The sequence below is a fragment of the Mucilaginibacter gracilis genome (genome assembly GCF_003633615.1).
Taxonomy (GTDB): Bacteria; Bacteroidota; Bacteroidia; order Sphingobacteriales; family Sphingobacteriaceae; genus Mucilaginibacter; species Mucilaginibacter gracilis.
Genome location: NZ_RBKU01000001.1, coordinates 479,803 through 499,089 on the forward strand (window position 1 = coordinate 479,803; position 19,287 = coordinate 499,089).

14 protein-coding genes are annotated in these 19,287 nt (G+C 41.4%); 5 read left to right on the top strand and 9 right to left on the bottom strand.

Features of this window, described 5'->3' with window-relative positions; translation table 11 throughout:
- Positions 1-55: 55 nt before the first annotated feature.
- The 5 genes from BDD43_RS02010 to BDD43_RS02030 form a co-directional block, all read right to left on the bottom strand.
- Positions 56-2,350, bottom strand: a complete 2,295-nt coding sequence (locus BDD43_RS02010) for a GH92 family glycosyl hydrolase (RefSeq protein ID WP_246001407.1) — start codon at positions 2,348-2,350, stop codon at positions 56-58.
- A 256-nt stretch (positions 2,351-2,606) separates the two neighbouring features.
- Complete coding sequence (locus tag BDD43_RS02015) at positions 2,607-4,133, bottom strand: IS1182 family transposase (protein WP_121195523.1); 1,527 nt, start codon at positions 4,131-4,133, stop codon at positions 2,607-2,609.
- A gap of 72 nt (positions 4,134-4,205) precedes the next feature.
- A complete protein-coding gene (locus BDD43_RS02020) occupies positions 4,206-5,645 on the bottom strand; it encodes a RagB/SusD family nutrient uptake outer membrane protein (protein WP_121196057.1) in 1,440 nt (479 codons plus the stop codon).
- A 19-nt stretch (positions 5,646-5,664) separates the two neighbouring features.
- Positions 5,665-9,180, bottom strand: a complete 3,516-nt coding sequence (locus tag BDD43_RS02025; RefSeq protein WP_121196058.1) for a SusC/RagA family TonB-linked outer membrane protein — start codon at positions 9,178-9,180, stop codon at positions 5,665-5,667.
- A gap of 130 nt (positions 9,181-9,310) precedes the next feature.
- Positions 9,311-10,468, bottom strand: coding sequence for a FecR family protein (locus tag BDD43_RS02030; protein WP_121196059.1), 1,158 nt, complete (start codon positions 10,466-10,468; stop codon positions 9,311-9,313).
- Between the two features lie 252 nt (positions 10,469-10,720).
- Here BDD43_RS02030 and BDD43_RS02035 point away from each other — a divergent pair, with 252 nt between their 5' ends.
- Positions 10,721-11,308, top strand: a complete 588-nt coding sequence (locus tag BDD43_RS02035; protein WP_121196061.1) for an RNA polymerase sigma-70 factor — start codon at positions 10,721-10,723, stop codon at positions 11,306-11,308.
- Positions 11,309-11,432: 124 nt separating this feature from the next.
- Here BDD43_RS02035 and BDD43_RS02040 read toward each other — a convergent pair whose 3' ends face one another.
- The gene (locus BDD43_RS02040; RefSeq protein ID WP_121196062.1) at positions 11,433-12,764 is read right to left on the bottom strand and encodes a beta-propeller fold lactonase family protein; all 1,332 of its coding nucleotides are present in this window, start codon (positions 12,762-12,764) and stop codon (positions 11,433-11,435) included.
- A gap of 177 nt (positions 12,765-12,941) precedes the next feature.
- On the opposite strand from BDD43_RS02040, the gene BDD43_RS02045 reads away from it, so the two are divergent.
- Both BDD43_RS02045 and BDD43_RS02050 read left to right on the top strand, forming a co-directional pair.
- Positions 12,942-13,361, top strand: coding sequence for a hypothetical protein (locus BDD43_RS02045; RefSeq protein WP_121196064.1), 420 nt, complete (start codon positions 12,942-12,944; stop codon positions 13,359-13,361).
- Positions 13,351-13,551, top strand: a complete 201-nt coding sequence (locus tag BDD43_RS02050; RefSeq protein ID WP_121196066.1) for a helix-turn-helix transcriptional regulator — start codon at positions 13,351-13,353, stop codon at positions 13,549-13,551. The genes BDD43_RS02045 and BDD43_RS02050 overlap by 11 nt, the downstream gene beginning before the upstream one ends.
- Positions 13,552-13,759: 208 nt before the next feature.
- Here BDD43_RS02050 and BDD43_RS02055 read toward each other — a convergent pair whose 3' ends face one another.
- Positions 13,760-15,826, bottom strand: coding sequence for a tetratricopeptide repeat-containing sensor histidine kinase (locus BDD43_RS02055; RefSeq protein ID WP_121196067.1), 2,067 nt, complete (start codon positions 15,824-15,826; stop codon positions 13,760-13,762).
- Positions 15,827-16,159: 333 nt separating this feature from the next.
- Positions 16,160-16,747, bottom strand: a complete 588-nt coding sequence (locus BDD43_RS02060) for a DUF4142 domain-containing protein (protein WP_121196068.1) — start codon at positions 16,745-16,747, stop codon at positions 16,160-16,162.
- 348 nt (positions 16,748-17,095) lie between these two features.
- Between BDD43_RS02060 and BDD43_RS02065 the strand changes: the two genes are divergently transcribed.
- Positions 17,096-17,281 carry a hypothetical protein gene (locus tag BDD43_RS02065; RefSeq protein WP_121196070.1) on the top strand — a complete coding sequence of 62 codons (186 nt, stop codon included), beginning with the start codon at positions 17,096-17,098 and terminating at the stop codon, positions 17,279-17,281.
- Between the two features lie 255 nt (positions 17,282-17,536).
- Here the strand turns inward: BDD43_RS02065 and BDD43_RS02070 are convergent, their stop codons facing one another.
- Positions 17,537-18,268 carry an acyl-CoA desaturase gene (locus BDD43_RS02070; RefSeq protein WP_121196071.1) on the bottom strand — a complete coding sequence of 244 codons (732 nt, stop codon included), beginning with the start codon at positions 18,266-18,268 and terminating at the stop codon, positions 17,537-17,539.
- Between the two features lie 282 nt (positions 18,269-18,550).
- Between BDD43_RS02070 and BDD43_RS02075 the strand changes: the two genes are divergently transcribed.
- A complete protein-coding gene (locus BDD43_RS02075; protein ID WP_121196072.1) occupies positions 18,551-19,282 on the top strand; it encodes a ferritin-like domain-containing protein in 732 nt (243 codons plus the stop codon).
- Positions 19,283-19,287 lie beyond the last annotated feature (5 nt).

A 19,287-nucleotide genomic window follows, 5' to 3' on the forward strand; every position in this document is an offset into this window, starting at 1 on the left:
GCTTTATGGTTTTTATGCACCTTCCCCGTTAATTTTTGTTATCCAGTTTCTTTTATTAATTATTGATGCCTTTGGGCTGATAAGCGGGTTTACTGGCCCAGTTTTTAGCCGGCATATCTTGCATGTAAATATCTAATTGCCCGCCGTTCATTATATCGCGGTAGCTGATATAGCTATTAGGCATTGCCTTGCCATTTAGTTTTACAGCATAAATGTACATTGCTTTTATACTTTTTTTGTGGCATATCACCTGGAATTTTTTACCGTTTTGCAGGCTAACCGCGACTTGATTAAACAACGGCGAACACAACATATACTGGCCTGATATTGGGTTAACCGGATAAAAACCCATAGCGGCAAACATGTACCATGCCGACATCTGGCCCGCATCGTCGTTACCGCCTAAACCGCCTGGCCCGTCGCTATACTCGGCGGCTAATATTTTACGTACTGCGGCCTGTGTTTTCCAGGGGGAAGGCGTAAAATTATACATAAACGGAATTTGATGACCTGGCTCGTTACCGTGCCAGTACTCGCCTTTGCTAAACAAGCTATCTAACTCTTGTTCAAGTTTATCGGCACCGCCCATTAGTTTGGCAAGCCCCGGTACATCATGTGGCACATAAAAGGTGTATTGGCGCGGTGTGCCCTCGGTAATATAAGTTTCTTTTTTATCGGGGTTAAAAGGAGATACCCAACTACCATCGGCATGCTTACCGCGGGTAAAGCCTGTTGATGCATCAAATACGTTGGTGTAATACATGGCCCGCTTAATTAAAGCGCTGTAATCGTTAGTGTTTTTAAGGCGTTTTGCAAATTGCGCCAATGCATAATCATCGTAAGCATACTCCAGTGTGCGGCTAACCTGTTCCATTTTATGAAAGGCATCAAGCACACTATCCTCAACCGGGATGTATTTATATTTCAAATAGCTATCCAGAGCCCTCCGGCCTTTGCCTTCAACATAATCGGCACGGTTGGCAGGAATGTCAAAAGCGTTATGTCTTAAAATTTGATAAGCTTCGTTGGCATTAAAATCAGTAATGCCTTTTAAATAGGCCGAACTGATTACCGATGTAGTATGATCGCCTATCATCTCGGAAGTATAACTGTTCCAGCAAGGGAAAATAGGCATCCAGCCGCCTTGTTTTCCTTTCAGCAGCAACGATTTCGCCAGGTTATTTACAAACGGTGGATTCAGTATTTCAAACAGTGGTATTTCGGCCCGGTAAATATCCCACATCGAGAAATCATCATAATAATTACCAGCAGCTAATTTTTCTATCTGGTAGTTGCCCGCAAACCGCGGATACCTGCCATCTACATCATTAAACAAACGCGGCTGTTGCATGGCGTGGTAATAAGCGGTGTAAAACACACGTTTATCCTGCACGTTATTGGTTTCAATTTTTATCTGGCCTAAAGTTTTTTCCCATTTGGCTTTGTTGGCTGCGGCAACCTGCTCAAAATTAAAACCCGGCATTTCGGCTTGTAAATTTTTGCGGGCCCCTTCCAGGCTGGTAAATGATGTTCCTATCCGTATGGTTAGCTTTTCGCCTTTGTTGAGTTTAAAACCGGCATAAACACCCGCGCCATCGTCGTTTTTAATACTATCCGCAGTAAATATTTTGTCGTTTAAAAAAGCACCTGTGTTACCCGGAGCCCTTTCAATACGGATCACAAAAAAACCGCTGAAACCTGCACTTTTGCCCCAACCCTGGTAAATGCGGTGTACCGGGTTGTAGCCCCATATTTCGCCTCTGCGCTTATCTATTTTTACAAACCCTTCGTGGTAATCACTATTGGCTTTAATTAACAGGTACAGGCTATCGGCCCTGTTCATGGTAAATTGCATCATGCCGCAGCGCTCGGTGGCGGTAACTGCGGCCTTGAGCTGGTATTGTTTAAGGTTAATGCTATACATATCCGGACCCGATGTTTCATCTGTATGTTTAAAGGTAGCACCGTAGTTGGTTGTTTTTAATTTACCTGTGATGGGCATAACGCTAAAGCTGCCGTAATCCTGCGTGCACGATCCGCTTAACCAGTGTGAGCCACGTATACCATTTAACACATCATCCTTATAATAATAAGGCGGAACGCATTTACTTTCGGATGCCTGGGTTTGAGGTGTCCATTGTGTCATCCCGAAAGGAACGGTAACAGCGGGGATAGTATTGGCGTAACGCGCCAGTACCGAACCATGTTTTAATGCTGATGATGTGGTGGCTGTAGCTGTACCGGCCATTGGTTGTACATAATTCGCCAAACCCTGAGCTATAGCCAGGTGTGTGACGAATAACAGACAAGCACCCATAATACAGCTTTTAACATATTTTGGTAAACTCATTGTAGCTTTATTAATTAATGATAGTTACAAACAAATGCAGGCAAACCCATCAAATTTTTTTATTGGTAAAAAGGGATAGAACGAATTTTAAAACGACTTAAATATATTAAATGAGGCCGTCTCATAAGCAATTATGAGGCGGTTTTTTTATGGAATATATTTGGATTGTGCTATTAGGGGCTGAAGCTCTATTGTGCAGATATTTCGTTTCTGATCGATTCTAAGAGCGTTTTTTGGAAAAAGGGGGCGAAAAGCCTCAGGCTTTCCACTTTCTGAGGTTATGAGCGATGGATAACAGGCCTATTTCGACCTCGGTTTTGGACATGCCTTTCAGCAGAAAGCGCCTGAAGCCATGATTATGCTTCAGTTGGGCAAATACCGGTTCCACATCGGCAGGCCTTCGCTTTCGGTATTTGATGCCCTGTTCTGTATTTAATCTTTCCTTTGCTTCCTGCTTGTGTTTTCTCAGGGAATGGTTCACCTCAACGATCCGGTTGCCCTGCCCGCTATGGCATACGCCACGCATGGGGCAGTTATTACAATTCTTTGCCTGGTAACGGCTGATCAGCTGTACATGGCCCGATGTGGTTATTCTTTGACCATCACCGATATGTGCCATCCGCTGGCCCATCGGGCAGGTCAGGTAGTTTTCCCCTTCGTTGTAATGCAGGCTGTCATTACTGAACGCTTTGATGCCTTCCTTTTGTTCTTTGTCGAACGTATTGTACTTGATATAGGCTTCGATGCCTTTTTGCTGTAAGATGCCGTAGTTCTCGTCTGAACCGTAGCCGGCATCGGCCACAACTGCTTGGGGAAGTGTGTTGTATAGTGCTTCGTATTGGTCTATGTGAGATGGCAGGGTCTGATAATCGGTAGAGGTTTGATGCAGGCTGTAGTTAAGGATGAACTGATCTTGTGTGGATATTTGTAGGTTATATCCAGGTTTAAGCTGCCCGTTCAGCATGTGGTCTTCCTTCATCCGCATAAAAGTCGCATCCGGGTCGGTCTTTGAAAAGCTGTTACGGATACCTAACTGCTTTTCCTGCTGGTCATAACGTTCCAGGTTTGCAGGCCAGTTCTTTCTGGCATAGTTCAGCTTTTGTTTGACCTGCTTGCTTACTTCTTCCTTGTCGTTCAAAGCGGCATCGATCTTAGCTATGGTTTCTTTTACTTTTTCAGGGTTGATCTCTTCAAAAGATATTGGCGTGGTATCTTTTAGTTCTTCTGCCGCAAGGCCTTGCGCGTACTTCCATAGTTCATCCAGCTGGCTTTTGATCTTCTCTTTACTGTTCTTGATGCTTTTGCCCCATACAAAGGTGTATTTGTTCGCCACCGATTCGATCTTGGTGCCATCGGTAAACACAGTCTCTTTAAGCGAAACGATACCCTGTTCTGCCAACAGCAGTACAATCTGAGAGAAGATCTGCTTTAAGATACCCGACAGCTTTTCGCTCCGGAAACGGTTTATGGTATTGTGATCGGGCTTCTTCATCCCCAACAGCCACATAAAGTGGACGTTCTGTGCCGCCTGGTCTTCCAGCTTTCTTGATGAATAGGTATTGGTCAGGTAACCATACACCAGCAGTTTCAGCATCAGCCGCGGATGGAAGCTTGATGCCCCGCCGCCTTTATACTTGCGGTTGATCGGTTTAACGTCTATCAAGTCAACTACTTGTTTGACTATGCGTACCGGGTGGCCCTCAGGTACTAACTCCTCCAGTTTATACGGTAAAAATGTTAACTGGTCAGGGTCATATGGCTTAAAAACTACTTTCGCTCCCATGCCTTTAAGTTAACAAAAATCACTCTAAAATAACAAGAGGCTGCCTCACTTTTGAGACAGCCTCAAATGGTTTTATAGGTATCCGGGGTTTTGAGTTAAATTAGGATTTAACTGAATTTCCCTTAACGGGATAGGAAATAAATTTAAAGTGCTCACAACATTGCCAATGGTGCCGTTTGCCGATCTGTTATTGGCTTTAAAAGCTGTCATCACCTGTACATAGGTACCCCAGCGTACCAGGTCAAACCATCTTTCGGCTTCAAAGCAAAGCTCTACACGCCTTTCATTACGAATTGCTGTACGTGCGTCTTCCTGTGAAAGCCCAAGTTTTGGTGTAAGGGTAGCCCTGGTGCGTACCAGGTTAAGTTGGGTTAATGCATCGGTAGTTTTACCGTTTTCGTTAAGTGCTTCTGCGTAAAGCAAAATAATATCGCCATAACGTAATACCGGCCAATCGTTATCTCCTTCGCTAACGCCGGTAACGCTTGAGTAAACAAATTTTTTGGCATAATAATACACCAGCGTGCCCGAATTATAAATGCCTATTGATGTAGCTAAGCGGGCATCTCCGGGTTCAAAAGCTCTATATAAATCGGCAGTGCCAATATTATTACTATTACCGGTAACTGATGTGGTAATTGTTGTACCTGATGGCTGTGGCACAAAACCCCTTGCAAAGGTATTACCTTCGCTAAAGCCACCGCTGATGTACTGTACCGAAAATATAATATCCTTATTGTTATCATTACCCAACCCAAATACCTGGTTGTAGGGTATCAATGTACCGGCTGTTGCCGAAACGGTAGCCAAAATTGCTTCGGCCTGGGTAAACTTGTTTTCGAACATGTAAACTTTGCCTAACAGGGCGTTGGCAGCTATGCTGGTTGCACGGCCTATATCGGTACCGGTATATGATGCCGGTAATACTGCCGCAGCTTCAGTTAAGTCCTTTTCTATTTGGGCGTAAACCGCTGCCGATGTTGCACGGTTATAGGTGTAAGCCTGTTGCTCTGATGTTATTTCGGTTAATATTAATGGTACACCGCCAAACATGCGCACCAGGTTAAAATACATTAGCGCTCTTAAAAACTTAGCCTGGCCGGTATAACTATCACGGTTAGCCTGCGTCATTACCGGGGTACCAACATGGCCCAAAACAATATTTGCGTAGGCTATGGTTGCATAAAACCGGGTGTATGCGTTTTGCAGGTTTGTAGATGTTGCGGCCCAGGTTAGTTTATCCTCTTCTCCGTAAAGCACCTCGCTTTCGCTATAAGTTTCGGTATTGTCAGATGGGACTTCGCCAAAACCATATTGTTCGTTATAAATTGGCCTCAAGCTGCTATATACTCCGTTAAGTGCTGTTTTTATATCAATTTCGGTAGTATAATAAGTACTTACCGGAACTATACCCTGCGGTGTAACATCAATAAACGACTTGTTACAAGCGGGCAATACGGCTACCAGGGTAAATAAGGAAAGGCTGCTTATGATTAGTTTTTTAATTTTCATGATCTTCAAGTTAAAACAATTAAAATCCAAAATTTACACCTACAATTATTGTGCGGGCTGTAGGATAGGTTCCTTGGTCAACACCCGGCGTTGTAGGGTCGCCGCCCATAATATTTGCTTCGGGATTGTAACCTGAGTATTTAGTTATCAAAAACGGATTTTGAGCAGTTACATAAATGCGGGCAGTTTTTATAAATATTTTATGCAACTGGCTATCCGTCATGCGGTAGCCCAAAGTGATGTTTCTCACCCTCAGGTACGAACCGTTTTCAACATCAAGGTTAACCAAGGCATTGCCCGGGTTTACAAAAGCACCTGATAAAGGCGATGGATAAGTTACATTCCTATCTGGCGTTGCCGGGTCGAAATAATTTTTGTAATAAACACTGCGCGAGTTTTGGTTGTTGTTACCGCTAATGGTTTGCCTGTTATTTCCATTAATGATACTAACGCCTTGTACGCCCTGTATTAAAACACTCAGGTCGAAGTTTTTGTATTGAAAAGTATTGGTTAAACCGTAAGTATAGTCCGGCAAGCCGTGGCCTAGCACAGTTCGGTCGTTAGCATCAATTTTACCATCACCGTTAATATCTTTTATCATCCAATCGCCAATTGAGTTACCCGATGTAGCCTTCGGGTTATTGGCCAAATCGGCAGCGTTTTTAAACACACCGGTTACTACATAGCCATACATTAAACCCAATGGCTGGCCTACCTGTACCTGGTAAACATTATTCCAACCGTTCATAGCGGCCACGGCAGGTAATGCCGATGGGCCGCCAAGGTCTAAAACCTTAGTGCGGTAAGTTGATAAATTGGCATTGGCGTTCCAGCGTACTTTGCCTAGGTTAAAACCTGTGTTTACGTTAAACTCTAAGCCATTATTGCTCAATTTACCTAAGTTTGCCTGGTAGCTTGATGCGTAGCCAACATCAAGTGGCAAGGCTTTTTTCAGCAACATGCCGTTAGAGTTACGCTGAAAGTAATCGGCAGTAAAAACGATAGCACTGTTTAAAAAGCTAAGGTCAATACCTACACTGGTTTGATCATTTTTTTCCCAGGTAAGATCAGGATTGGCAAATCCGGTTTGCTGGGTACCAAATGTACGGGTACTGCCAGATGCGTAGTTGGTATTAAGAGCAATTGAGTTTACATACGTAAAGCTACCGATGTTGGCATTACCTGTGCGGCCATAACCACCTCTTAATTTCAGTTCGTTTATTTTTAGCTTCTCTAAAAATGGTTTCATAAAAGGCTCCTCGCTTACGCGCCAGCCAGCCGAAAACGAAGGAAATATTGCGTAACGGTTATTAGGACCAAAGCGTGACGAACCATCGTCGCGCACAGCGGCAGTGAAAAGGTATTTCTTAGCATAATCATAAGTAACCCTGCCAGCGTATGATACAAAGGTATTGGCATCAAATAATTCGGTACCAACAGTGTTTGGCGAAGCTAAAGGGCTTTGTACCGCTGTAGTAATAAACGTACCCGGCAAGCCCGCTGTGTAATTAATTTGCGAGTTATATTTTTGTGCCGAGAATAAGCCCAGCAAATTAAAGTGATGTTTACCTATTTGCTTATCGTAAGTAGCGGTGTTTTCCCAAACCCAATCAAAACTGGTGCGGGTATTGTCAGATGCGTAAATACCAATCAACGACGGGTTTGACGCAGAGGCCGTTGGTGCCGAGCCGTAAGCCATTGTACCGGGGATATAAGCATGTACTTGTTCGTTTTCTAAAGTTGCACCTAAATAGGTTTTTAATTTCAGGTCGCTAATAGGCGAATACTCCAGGAAAGTGCTGCTTAACGTGCGAAAAGCCCTTGAACGGTTAATAGACTGGCTTAAAATACCAACCGGATTATAAAAGTTACTTGCCGAAAATGCAGCAGTTGGCGATAGGTTGTAACCCAGATCACGATCATAAGGTTGTTGAATATCACCATTTGCTTTGTATACCGGCACTATAGGCTGGAAAGTTAAAGCCTGATTTAACGGACTTGGTAAGTTTACATTAGCAACCAAACCGGGTACACCAACCAAAAAATCGGATGGATTGGCACCGGCACCACTTGCCTGGCCTGATGACGGCTGCCTAAATTGCTCGGCGTATGATGGTGATATAGAAAAGCCAAACTTTACCTTGTCTACCAAATCGGCATCAAGGTTTATACGCGTTGTGTAACGGCTATAATCGGTACCAATTAATACCCCTTGCTGCTTGTAAAGGCCCGCCGAAGCATTAAATCTCACTTTTTCGCTACCGCCAGAAGCGTTAAGTTCAAAATCTCTTAAAGGCGCATTTCTAAAAATAGCTTTTTGCCAGTCAACATCGGGCAAGGCAGATACATCGCCGTCTAAGGCAGTTGGGTACAGCAATCCTTTTATCCGGCTCAAATCTTTTACTTGTTGTACATACTGGTCTCTTTTCAAAACGCTTATAAACCTGTTAACACTTTGTACACCGTTGTATGCACTAACAGAGAAGGTGGTTTTACCTGCCTTTCCCCGTTTGGTTGTAACGATAACTACACCGTTTGCCGCGCGCGAACCGTAAATGGCTGCCGAAGCCGCATCTTTCAATACTTCTATCGATTCGATATCGCCGGGATTAATTAAATTAAAGTTTGATGCACTTTCGAGCGGATAACCGTCAACAACATAAAGCGGATCGTTAGATGAGCTTAAAGAGCTGATACCGCGCACGCGGATAGTAGGTGCCGCACCCGGTTTTGAACCCTGATCTGACTGCACCTGTACACCTGCCGCCAAACCGGCCAAAGCTTCGCCCGGAGTACTAACGGGTTGGCTGGCAATGCTTTTACCATCTACCTTGGCTATGGCTGCTGTAACTGTAGCGCGCGATTGTGTACCATAACCTACTACTACCACATCTGTTAATACATGCGCCTCATCGGCCAATACCACATTAATAATAGTTCTGTTGTTTACAGCAACCTCCTGGGTAACCATGCCAATAAAAGTAAATACCAATATGGCGCTGGTGTTAGGTACCTTTATGGTATAATCGCCATTTCCATCGCTTGTGGTGCCTTGCTGGGTACCCTTAATTGCAACACTTACGCCTGGTAACGATAGCCCTTTGCTATCGGTAACTTTACCACTAACGCTAATTGCAGCAATAACTACAACAGGTTTAGCTGGCGGTAAAATCTTTTTACGCACAATAATGGTATTATTATCGCCGGCTAATATCTCGGCAGTTTCGCTGGCAAAGCAAACTTTAAGTACCGTTTTAAGGTCGGTATCGTTGGCGTTAATAGTAACAGGTTTAGCCGAGCTTATAATTTCGGCATCGCAAATAAAATTATAGCCTGTTTGCTTGGTTAACTGGTTAAGCACCTCTTTTACAGGCGCATTTTTTACATTGATACTTACGTGCTGAGCCAGGCTTGCAGCACTTACCTGTAAAAGGGTAAGCAACATAAAAATGCCGGTAAGTTTCATTATCAATACAAATTTAGGGATACAACGCTGCATCTTCCCGCACTTTTGTGCAGTAAAAATTTTATACATTTGTTTAGGATTAAATAATTGGTTAATCGATTTAATTGGTGTTTTATCCTAATTAACCTAACTAAGGCTAATCAACGCCGGGGGTGGTCTCAACACTCCCGGTTTTTGGATTTTTTTTTGCAGAAAGTAATTATTTAGCTATAACTGTTACCCTCCTTTCGTCTGTTATAAAGCGCACTTTGTCTACTAACTCTATATTTTTAAGCAAGCTTGTTAATCCTTTTGAGCGGGAGTAGTTGCCATCGAAATTGATGCTGCTCATATCGCCTTTAAAAACAACATCTACATCGTACCACCTTGATATTTTACGCATAATAGATGTAATATTTTCATTGTTAAACAAAAACATTTCATTTTTCCATGCCATCACTTCGTCAATATTAGCCTGTTTAACATTTATGGGTTGGGCAAAATTATTAACTGCCATTTGTCCGGGCTTAATAAAGGTTTCTTTGTTTTGATAATTTATTTTAACCGAGCCCTCAAGTAAAGTTGTGCTGATGGCTTGTTCGTCCGCGTAAGCATTAATGTTAAAGTGAGTTCCTAAAACTTCAACCACCTGCTTGCCATTTACATCTATTTTAAATGGCATATTTTTGTTTTTGGCTACTTCAAAGTAGGCTTCGCCTGTTATACTAACTTTTCTTTCGTTACCCGTAAACGTGCCTGGGAATGTTAATACCGACGATGAGTTTAACCAAACTTTGGTACCATCGGGCAGGGTAATATGGTATTTGCCACCACGTGGTATAGCAATGGTATTTAATGCATTACCGGCAAGCTGGCTATTAGCCTGGTTGTTGTTTTTAATAACTATACCGTTTGCCGATTTTGATATGGCGGTATTGCCTTGTTTACTTAAAACACCGTTCGGGGCATCGTCAAGTGTTATGGTGTTTCCGTTAGCTAAGGTTAGTACCGCTTTGTTTGTACCCGGCCCTATATCAGTTTTTACAGGATTAGTATTTTGAACCGCATTAACGGCAACATGATGGCTTTGCGTATTTTTAAGGTAAATGCCGAGTATTGAGAATACAAGCACGGCCGCGGCTGCGTAAAGCCAACGAGATATTTTAAAAACCCTGGCTGCGGGTTGCTCAAGGTTAGCTTGCAACTTGGTGTATAATAAATTTTTTAACCGCTCTTTATCGGCAGCACTCCAATCTTTCTTATTTGCTGCATTTAATTCGGCGGCATCCTGGTACTTTTCAATCAAAATTTCTTCTTCGGGCGTGCTTAAGCCTTTAAAATATTTTTCACACAAGGAAAGATATTGATCTTCAGTCATTAATAATTGTATTGAAAAAGGGTATAATTTGGTTTACACCTATATAGATACGTAGCCGCTGCGGCACACACATAAAAATAAAAAATATTTTAATTGGGGTACAGGTAACCGTTTAGGCGCTGTTTGCAAAACTGTAAATAAAGCAACTATGGCTAACAGCTTTTGCGTATCTGTTGCAGCAAAGCTTTTTTAACTAACAAAATAAATTTTTAATAAATAAATTGTAATCCATAGCTTTAGCGCATCAATTATATGCCGCATATTAATGTAACAGACTCAGAGCTATTTGAGGCTATTAAACTTAATAACCAAAAAGCGTTTAACCAACTATTTGAACGACACTGGTTTAAAGTTTATAGCGTGGCCTACCGTTATGTTAAAAACGAAGAAGATGCTTTAGAAATAGCTCATGATATTTTTTTGAATATCTGGAATAAACGGCAACAGCTTAGTATCAATTCGTTTAAAAGCTATGTAATTACCGCTGCCGGGTATCATGGCATACGTAAAAGGCAAACAACAGCAAAATTGGCAGTACAGTACGTTGAGGATTATGATAACCTGCAACACGAGGCACTCTCCAGTTCACAAAACCAGGGCGAATGCAATATAGATGAAAAGGAAATTAACGAAACCGTTGAAACTTTATTGAACAACCTGCCAAGAAGATGCCGCGAGATATACCACATGAGCAGGAAAGAAAACCTATCGATAACGGAAATAGCCGAAAAATTAGGAATTTCTAAACGGACGGTTGAAAATCAATTAACTACCGCTTTAAAACATTTGCGCACAGCCCTAAAATATTATATCATCCTGATAGTAATAGCAAGCCGCTAAACCTGTTAAATGATTGATTGCCAAACAAGGCGATTTTATAATTTGCAATTGCTATTGGAGCCTGTACGAAAAAGCTTTTTGGAAAGATTACCGATATTATTGAGTTATTCGGGATTTACAGCACTCATAACCGCCTCGTAATCTGATAAATCATTACCGAATTTCCACCTTTGTCTTTTCGGCCTTGTGCGGTTACTATCAGGTACTTGTCGCTTTGGTCAATCACCATACCAACCGGGTAAGGGTCGGCGTTAATAGAGCCTATATTTTTCATATCCGCTGTGCGCACAATACTTATTTTGGATTCCATGTTGGCATTGGCAAAAAGATAAGCCCCATCGGCAGTAACCGTAATAGTACGGGCTCCAAGGCCGGTAAAAGCAGTTTGCCAGTTGTGGTAAGCCGAGTTTTTTTTGCCCTGCCCTGCCAAAAAGTAGTCGAGAATTTCCTTCCATTTTGTTTTCTCAACCATGCCGTCTTTGTTAGAGCTTAAAAAAAGATAATCGCCATTAATAACCAGGTGGCGTACATTATTTTTTGTACCGTAAACAGTACCCAGGTATTTTTTGCTTTGCGTGTTAAATACCGCTATGCCGCCGCCGCCCATGCGGCCAACAAACAGGTAATTGCTATCTGGCGTAAAAACCGTTCCGCGCAGGCAAAGGCCACAATCCTGGTCGCGGTTAATAAGGGCACCTTTTGTAAAATTAAGATTGAGGCGATAATCAACCACAAAATGGGCCACATAATGAAACTTCATAGGGTCGCCGCTGCTAATATCAACCAAATGCACTGTATTATCGCCCCAGTTAGTTATGGCTATATACTTATCATCGGCCGAGCAAGCCACCATTTTGGGCAGCGGGGCCGTAGGCATTACCCGCACTATTTTATCGCTATCCACATCAACAATGGCTATAGCCGATGGCTCGGTGGCCAGTTTATCATAATCACGACGGTAATAGGGTATCCACAGGTACTTATTATGGTTTGACAGGCACATCTCCACCGGCTTACCTGTAAACACATTAGGGCGCACCTTATGTGTTTGGAAAGCATAACCCGGGAAATTGGTTTCTTTAAAAAGCGATGTATCGCGACCGGAAAACGAATGCTTTATTTCGGCTATTTTAACAAAATTATTATTCATGTTGTAAACCGTAGTAGTGCCACCCTCCAGGTTATTAACATATAACTTTTTTACAGTACTGTCGTTCAAACTCTTCTCCAGTATCAATACCGATTTAGGCGAATTGATAGACCTATCGTAAACATCACGAGCGTTGCGCGTAACCGCGTTATAGCTTTGTATACGGCCCACCAATTGTAAACTCACATCTCCGTTGCCTACCGATGATGTACCCATCTTAACCTTTGGAAATTGCTTTACAGTTTGCGAAAAGGCCAGCCCATAAAACAGCATAAAAAAGGCAGCAAGCAGTATACTTTTGTACATAAGGCAGGTATTTGGGCATGAATATAAAAAGAATTTAGCACTTGGCAATAGCAAAGGTGCCAGAAAGAGGACGGCTATTGAATATTAAAAATCAATCTACCAGCTTTTATTGCACGCTATTATTAAATCATCAAAATAAATTTGGCGAATCAAAAAATGTAAACTACATTTGTCATTATGGAAATTAAAGTTTACAAAAAAAGAGGGATGAGGCTATTGCCTAACTCTTTTAAAACAGTTGGGGTGATAGTCGTCCTAACATCGTTTACCGTTGCGGTTTTAATTAAATGCCTTTGGCCTCAGTTTGGAATAGATATCATGCCCTTGCTGCTCATCGATCTCATCATTATCGGGCTATTCCTGATATCGATATCAAAAGATAAGATTGAGGATGAGCGGATCATGTTTATCCGGTTAAACGCTATGGCATTCGCCTTTGGTTTTGCAACTATATATACATTGGTAGCCCCTTTTGTTCCCCCAATGTTTGGCGATTTAATCAAAGATATAACCGGGCAGGTAGTGATAATGAATATGCTCATGATGTACCTCATTTGGTTTTGGCTGCTAAAACGCACAGGTAAAAATGAAAAATAAGCTTAAAGTTGAAAGAGCCAAATTAGATATGACACAACAGCACCTGGCCGATGCCGTAGGCGTATCCCGCCAAACCATCAACTCTATAGAAGCAGGTGGCTACACCCCGTCAACCATATTGGCGCTAAAAATTAGCGGCATTTTTAAGCTAAGCGTTAACGAGATATTTTTATTGGAAGAAGGCGACTAAGCTTTACCTGCAATATATTAAATATTGCCGGCTAAACCGTTTAGCTCACAACATTACTACCGGGATACGTAGTGTTAAGTTAATAGTACTAAGTCTTGAGTCAAAAGTTAGATTATTCTTTTTTTGACTCAAGACTTAATGCTAAAGACTATCCGCCATTACACCATTAGCATCACAGTAGTGATGTTTAACAAATAACATATGGCACCTACTGTGCCAGCGGCAACGAAAAATAAAACGTTGTGCCTTTTGGAGCGTTGCTTTCAAACCATATTTTGCCGCCTTGCTCCTCAATAATTTGTTTAGATATATATAAGCCGAGGCCAAAAGCTTCTTCGCCCGATGTGCCCTGGCGTTTTGCATCTGTGGAGAGCTGAAATATCTTACTTTTCAGCTCCTCGGGTATGCCAATACCCTCGTCGGTTATCCCAATCCTAACCTCGTTTTCGTCGCGTTCCCATTTTACATGGATGGTTGTATTTGCCGGACTAAATTTTACTGCATTAACTATCAAATTATTAAGTACGCGCCATACCCTGTCGCGGTTAATATGAACAAGGCAGCTATTTCCCTCTTCAAATAAAATTTTCTGCTTCTTTTCGCCCGCACGATATTGCAACAACGCAACACTTTCTTTAAGCAAGTCGCTTAAATCAACATTTGCTTTTTTTGTTACCTCTACCGATTTATTAATTTTAGCCGCAAGCAAATCATAAATAAGCGTATCCAAATTTTTGCTGGCCGCTTTAATTAATTCCAGCATCTCAATATCTTCGGTTGTGCGGCCCTCATCTTCTGTCATCAGCGAGCTAATGCCATAAATAGCGCTAATAGGGTTTTTTAAATCGTGGGCCACCACACGCATTAAGTGTGCATGTTCGTGGTTGCTAATTTCAAGGGCATCCAAAGTTATTTCAAGCTGCCTGTTATGCAGTGCCGATTGCTTTGCATTGGCCCTGGCCTGCCTTGAGCTTTTAAACGTGAGGTACAATATGGTAGCGGCCATAAGGCAGGTAATAATAGCAACAAACAAATACAAGCTTTTAAGTTGGTTTTGCTTCTTTAGGTCCTGAAGGTCAAACTGCCTGCGCAGCAACTCAAACTCCTTGCTAAAGTCTGATGCCATGAGATTTATATTGGCCAGTTTAAGCGCATTTTTTTGCGCTATGTACAACTGCAATAAATGATAAGCTTGTTTAGGTTGCCCGGTGGCGTTTGCATATGATGCTTGCAACATAATTAGCTGTAACTTATCAATCACTTCGGGTAAGCTATCTTTAGCTGCTTTAATTTGTTGCAATACTTGCGCTGCCTTTGGCAGTTGGTTGGTTTTAACATAAAGTTCGGCAAGTTTTACCTGCGTTACCAAGGCATCGCCGGTAGCGTAGCCTGGCTTACTGTTAATGCTAATGTCGGCCTCAAATCGTTGCTCGGCCAATTTTATGTCCCCCCTTGCAAAATTAACCGATCCTAAATTTCCTAAAACCACGCCGCGGGCTACGTCTGCGTTCATTTTTTGCTGCGGTGTTTTAGGATGTACACTGCTGATGGCTTTTAACGCCTTATGAAAATAAAACTCGGCACTATCCAGCCTCCCGCTTTTATAATAACAAATGCCAACATTATCAAAAATACCCTGCACCGAGTAAAGCGTAGCCGAATCGGTATAACAAACCAGCAATGCATTTAACGCTCTTTTATTAAAGTCGGCAGCATCCAAAAATCTGCCCTGCCCATAGCTAATATTGGCAAGGCGCGTATAAAAATCAAACTGAAACACTGCGTTATCGCAATGCGGGTCGTTTGGTGGTATGGTTGTTTTAGCTTCGTAATAATCAAGGTAGGCCGCATTAAACTTACCTTGGGCAAACAAAATGTCGCCACGGTCTAAATGGGCCTCTGCTAAAAGTAAACTATTTGCTTTTTCGGTAGCTCTTGGCTGCAAAACCAACAGCATGCTATCAACATATGCTAATGCTTTGGTATAATTGTGGTTTTTAGCCAGGTAATATTTACGGTAATAATCGTATTTAAAATACAGATCCTGCGGCCCAGCGTAGGGCAACAATCGGTATTCCGTTTCAATATAAGCAAGCGCTTTTTCGGGATCGGTATTAAATATTTCGTTGGCCCTGGCGTTTACCGGTTTCAAAACAGCCGCATGGTTAATATTTTTATCGGCAAAAAAACCACAAGAGCATACCAGCAATAAAAGCAATATGCAGGCACTAATGCGGCACGTTAAACCAATAGTTTTATTAAGGGCGTTGTTCATGCAAACTGTATTATCCACTATTTGGCTACTGTACGTTATTTTTAATAAAATTTTATATTGTTAACTGCTATTTAAGGCAAAATATTAACATGCAAGATAAAATTCAATAACAATTTTAATATAACATCAAAAAAATTACTTAGCCGCCGGAAAGCTACAAAATTTATTATCCTTAGTTACCGCAAAAATTAAATTTGAATAATACTTTTTTTAACACTACAATTAAAAAATGCTGTGGCATAAATAGCTAACCACCAATATAAATAACAAGGCATAAAAAAAGGGAAGCAGCGTTTGCCATTCCCTTTAATACAGAGCTAAAAAATCAATTGCTTACTTCATGCTACTGTGTATTTTATTAATAGCATCAAGATGCATTTGTACGGTAGGGGCCGTTGTTTCTGCAAAAGCTTTAAGGTCGGCATCTTTACCGTCTTTAGCTTCATCTTGCAATAAGCTCAATGTTTTTTTATGGCCGTCAACCATAGCATCAACGTAAGCCTTGTCAAAATCGGTACCGCTAAGTTTGCTTAACTTATCCATCTTTTTTTGATGGGTAGAGTCAACAGCAGCAGGCAGGGTAATGTTTTTTGTTCTGGCAATAGCCATCAATTGGTCGTTAGCCTTACCGTGGTCGGTAACCATCATGGTAGCAAAATCTTTAATAGCCGGGTTTGCAGTTTTAGTAAGTGCAAGTTTACCCAACGCAACCTCGGCCATACCGCCGGTGGCAGCCGCAGTAGCAAATTTAGCATCATCATTAGTTACAGCAATACCGCCGGTATTCATGGCGTTAGTTGTAGTGTCTTTAGTTTTGTTAACACTATCGGCCGTTTCTTTTGCATCTTTAGGATGGCTGTTGCAGGCCTGTAATGTGTACATAGCCCCCGCAATCATTAATAAATAACTTAATTTTTTCATGGTTGTTGTTTTAATTTATAGTTAACAAAATCAACACAACTAAGTTTTTAATTAATTTTATTAATTAATATTTGTATTTTAACGCTTCCTAAATGCTTTGTAACCCTATGCGGTTTATAAACTAAAATTGTTTACCTTTGTAGCAACGGAACACCAATATGCTTCTTTTATTACCCATCCGCTAACCAGCTTTTTTTGGATCAGGATCTTTTTTTTCTCTTTGCTCATACCGTTACGCACAGAAAACTTAAATATAATCTATCCTAATTTAACGTACCCGCGTTTGCAAGCTTAGCACAAAAGGTATTATTGTACAGAAGTTCATTTTTAAAATTAAAATACAGAACTATGGCTAAATCTCAGGCAACCTTCATGAAGAAGCAACTCGAAAAGAACAGGCAAAAAAAGAAAGAGGAAAAAGAAATGCGCAAGCAAGAACGCGCACAAAACTCTACAGGCGGTGGCCTGGATAATATGATGGCCTATGTTAACGAGTTTGGCGAAATTACCTCAACCCCACCCGAAAACAAATAATCCTTAAAAAACACACAAATAAAGCCGCGCAAATTTAGTTTTGAGTGGTTTTATTTGTCTTTATTTTAAAACTTATATACCCAGGTATTAAGTTTAACTTTTAAATTGCCAGCCCCACCCGGGCTTAGATTATCACGGCAGACTTCTCATTGGATTACTTCGCTCCAGCATATTTTGGGTTTGTAATAACCCCACAAAAAAAAGGTAAACATTACTGCTTACCTCTCTCTTATAAATATCTCAAAAACAGTATTGCTATACCGCCTTACGAAGCTTAATTAAGCGCACCCAATGCATTAACTTCATGATAGGGTAAACAGGATCAATCTCAAACCATTTTTTGGCAAAATTTGCGCTGTTGGGGTGTTTGTGATGATTGTTTTGGAACAATTCGCCAAGCATCAAAAAATCAAACGGTGTGCTGTTTTTAGATTTATCGTTGTTATCAAAATTGGCATAACCATATTTATGGCCGCACCAGTTAACAATAGCACCATGTATTGGCCCCATTAAATAATGTATAGGCAATAACAGGTACATCCACCAGGCGGTTGCAAACTCAACATAATACCAGGTGTACAAAACACCAAATACAATGCGCGAAGCAATGGTTGATCCTATCCTGTCAATAAGTGGCCACTCTGGTATGTTGCCTGCAAAGCGGGCCTCGGGTTCTTTTAATCTCTTTAAGTGATCGCCGTAGGTTAATACGGTTGCCCACATCATCCGGAAAACGTCCTTAAAAAAATGTGGAGAATGCGGGTCTCTCTCCGTATCGCTGTAAGCGTGGTGCTCGCGGTGCATTAAGGCATAGGCGCGCGGGTTTAAAAAAGACGAACCCAAACACAAATAATCTAACAGATAAATAAAGCGCTCAAAAAATTTGCTCGTGGTAAACATGCGGTGCGATGCATACCTGTGCAAAAAAAACGTCTGGAAAAATAAGGATAGAAACCAGTGAGCAAGAAAAAAGATTAAAATATACATTGGTTTTATAACGTGTTAGTATGGTATTTATTTTGCAAAAGTAGTAAATAAGCTTAAAAAAACACCTATCATCTGCTAATCTTTTATACACCGTTTTGTGTATTGCCTATTACACATGCATACGTTTAAATGAAGTATTTGGTTTTCAATATTCTCATTTTTTCTCAGGTATTTATTTTCAGTAATATGATGTTTTTGTAAAACCGGCGTCAATTTTACGCCGTATATCAATTTAACTAAATAGAAATTATTGTAATACCAATTTAACAAAATCAACTATCTATGGAAAACTTAACAAAAAACGATGAACTCATCATCGGAGATGAAGGTACATTGAACGCAAAGATGCAAAGGAGGTCTTTTTTGCGGTATGCCGGCGCAGGGGCTGCTGCCATGAGCGTTTTGGCGGCTTGTAAAAACAACAACGACGTAACACCTTCAGGTAACGCTTCTATTGATGTAGGCAGCGGCGATGTAGGTATTTTAAATTATGCCTACGCTTTAGAACAACTGGAAGCAGCGTTTTATATACAGGCTGTAAAGGGCAGTGGTTTTGCATCACTATCTGTACAGGAACAAGCTTATATAACAGACATCCGCGACCACGAAGTTGCTCACCGCGAATTTTTTAAGGCCGCTTTAACCGCAGCTGCACCAACCAACATTATACCAGCCCTTACTCCCGATTTTAGCAAGGTTGATTTTACAACCCGCGCAGGTATTTTGGCCCAGGCAAAAGCGTTTGAAGATACAGGCGTTTCGGCTTATAACGGTGCCGGTTATTTAATTGTTAACCCGGTCTATTTGGTGCTTGCAGGCAAAATAGTTTCGGTTGAGGCCCGCCATGCGGCAACCATACGCGACTTGTTAAGCTATGGTAGTTTCTCCGACTCTACAGTTGTTTCAACATCTACCGGTTTAGAAACTTCGCGCACGCCAGGCCAGGTGCTTGTTATAGCCAATGCTTATTTGGCAGCCGGTTCAAAAATTTCAGCAAACAGTTTACCTATTTAATCATA

Coding starts and splice junctions, on each gene's coding strand:
- BDD43_RS02075 (WP_121196072.1), top strand. CDS start 18,551: ATGGAAAACTTAACAAAAAACGATGAACTCATCATCGGAGATGAAGGT.
- BDD43_RS02070 (WP_121196071.1), bottom strand. CDS start 18,268: ATGTATATTTTAATCTTTTTTCTTGCTCACTGGTTTCTATCCTTATTT.
- BDD43_RS02060 (WP_121196068.1), bottom strand. CDS start 16,747: ATGAAAAAATTAAGTTATTTATTAATGATTGCGGGGGCTATGTACACA.
- BDD43_RS02025 (WP_121196058.1), bottom strand. CDS start 9,180: ATGTATAAAATTTTTACTGCACAAAAGTGCGGGAAGATGCAGCGTTGT.
- BDD43_RS02065 (WP_121196070.1), top strand. CDS start 17,096: ATGGCTAAATCTCAGGCAACCTTCATGAAGAAGCAACTCGAAAAGAAC.
- BDD43_RS02055 (WP_121196067.1), bottom strand. CDS start 15,826: ATGAACAACGCCCTTAATAAAACTATTGGTTTAACGTGCCGCATTAGT.
- BDD43_RS02045 (WP_121196064.1), top strand. CDS start 12,942: ATGGAAATTAAAGTTTACAAAAAAAGAGGGATGAGGCTATTGCCTAAC.
- BDD43_RS02010 (WP_246001407.1), bottom strand. CDS start 2,350: ATGAGTTTACCAAAATATGTTAAAAGCTGTATTATGGGTGCTTGTCTG.
- BDD43_RS02040 (WP_121196062.1), bottom strand. CDS start 12,764: ATGTACAAAAGTATACTGCTTGCTGCCTTTTTTATGCTGTTTTATGGG.
- BDD43_RS02015 (WP_121195523.1), bottom strand. CDS start 4,133: ATGGGAGCGAAAGTAGTTTTTAAGCCATATGACCCTGACCAGTTAACA.
- BDD43_RS02035 (WP_121196061.1), top strand. CDS start 10,721: ATGCCGCATATTAATGTAACAGACTCAGAGCTATTTGAGGCTATTAAA.
- BDD43_RS02030 (WP_121196059.1), bottom strand. CDS start 10,468: ATGACTGAAGATCAATATCTTTCCTTGTGTGAAAAATATTTTAAAGGC.
- BDD43_RS02020 (WP_121196057.1), bottom strand. CDS start 5,645: ATGAAAATTAAAAAACTAATCATAAGCAGCCTTTCCTTATTTACCCTG.
- BDD43_RS02050 (WP_121196066.1), top strand. CDS start 13,351: ATGAAAAATAAGCTTAAAGTTGAAAGAGCCAAATTAGATATGACACAA.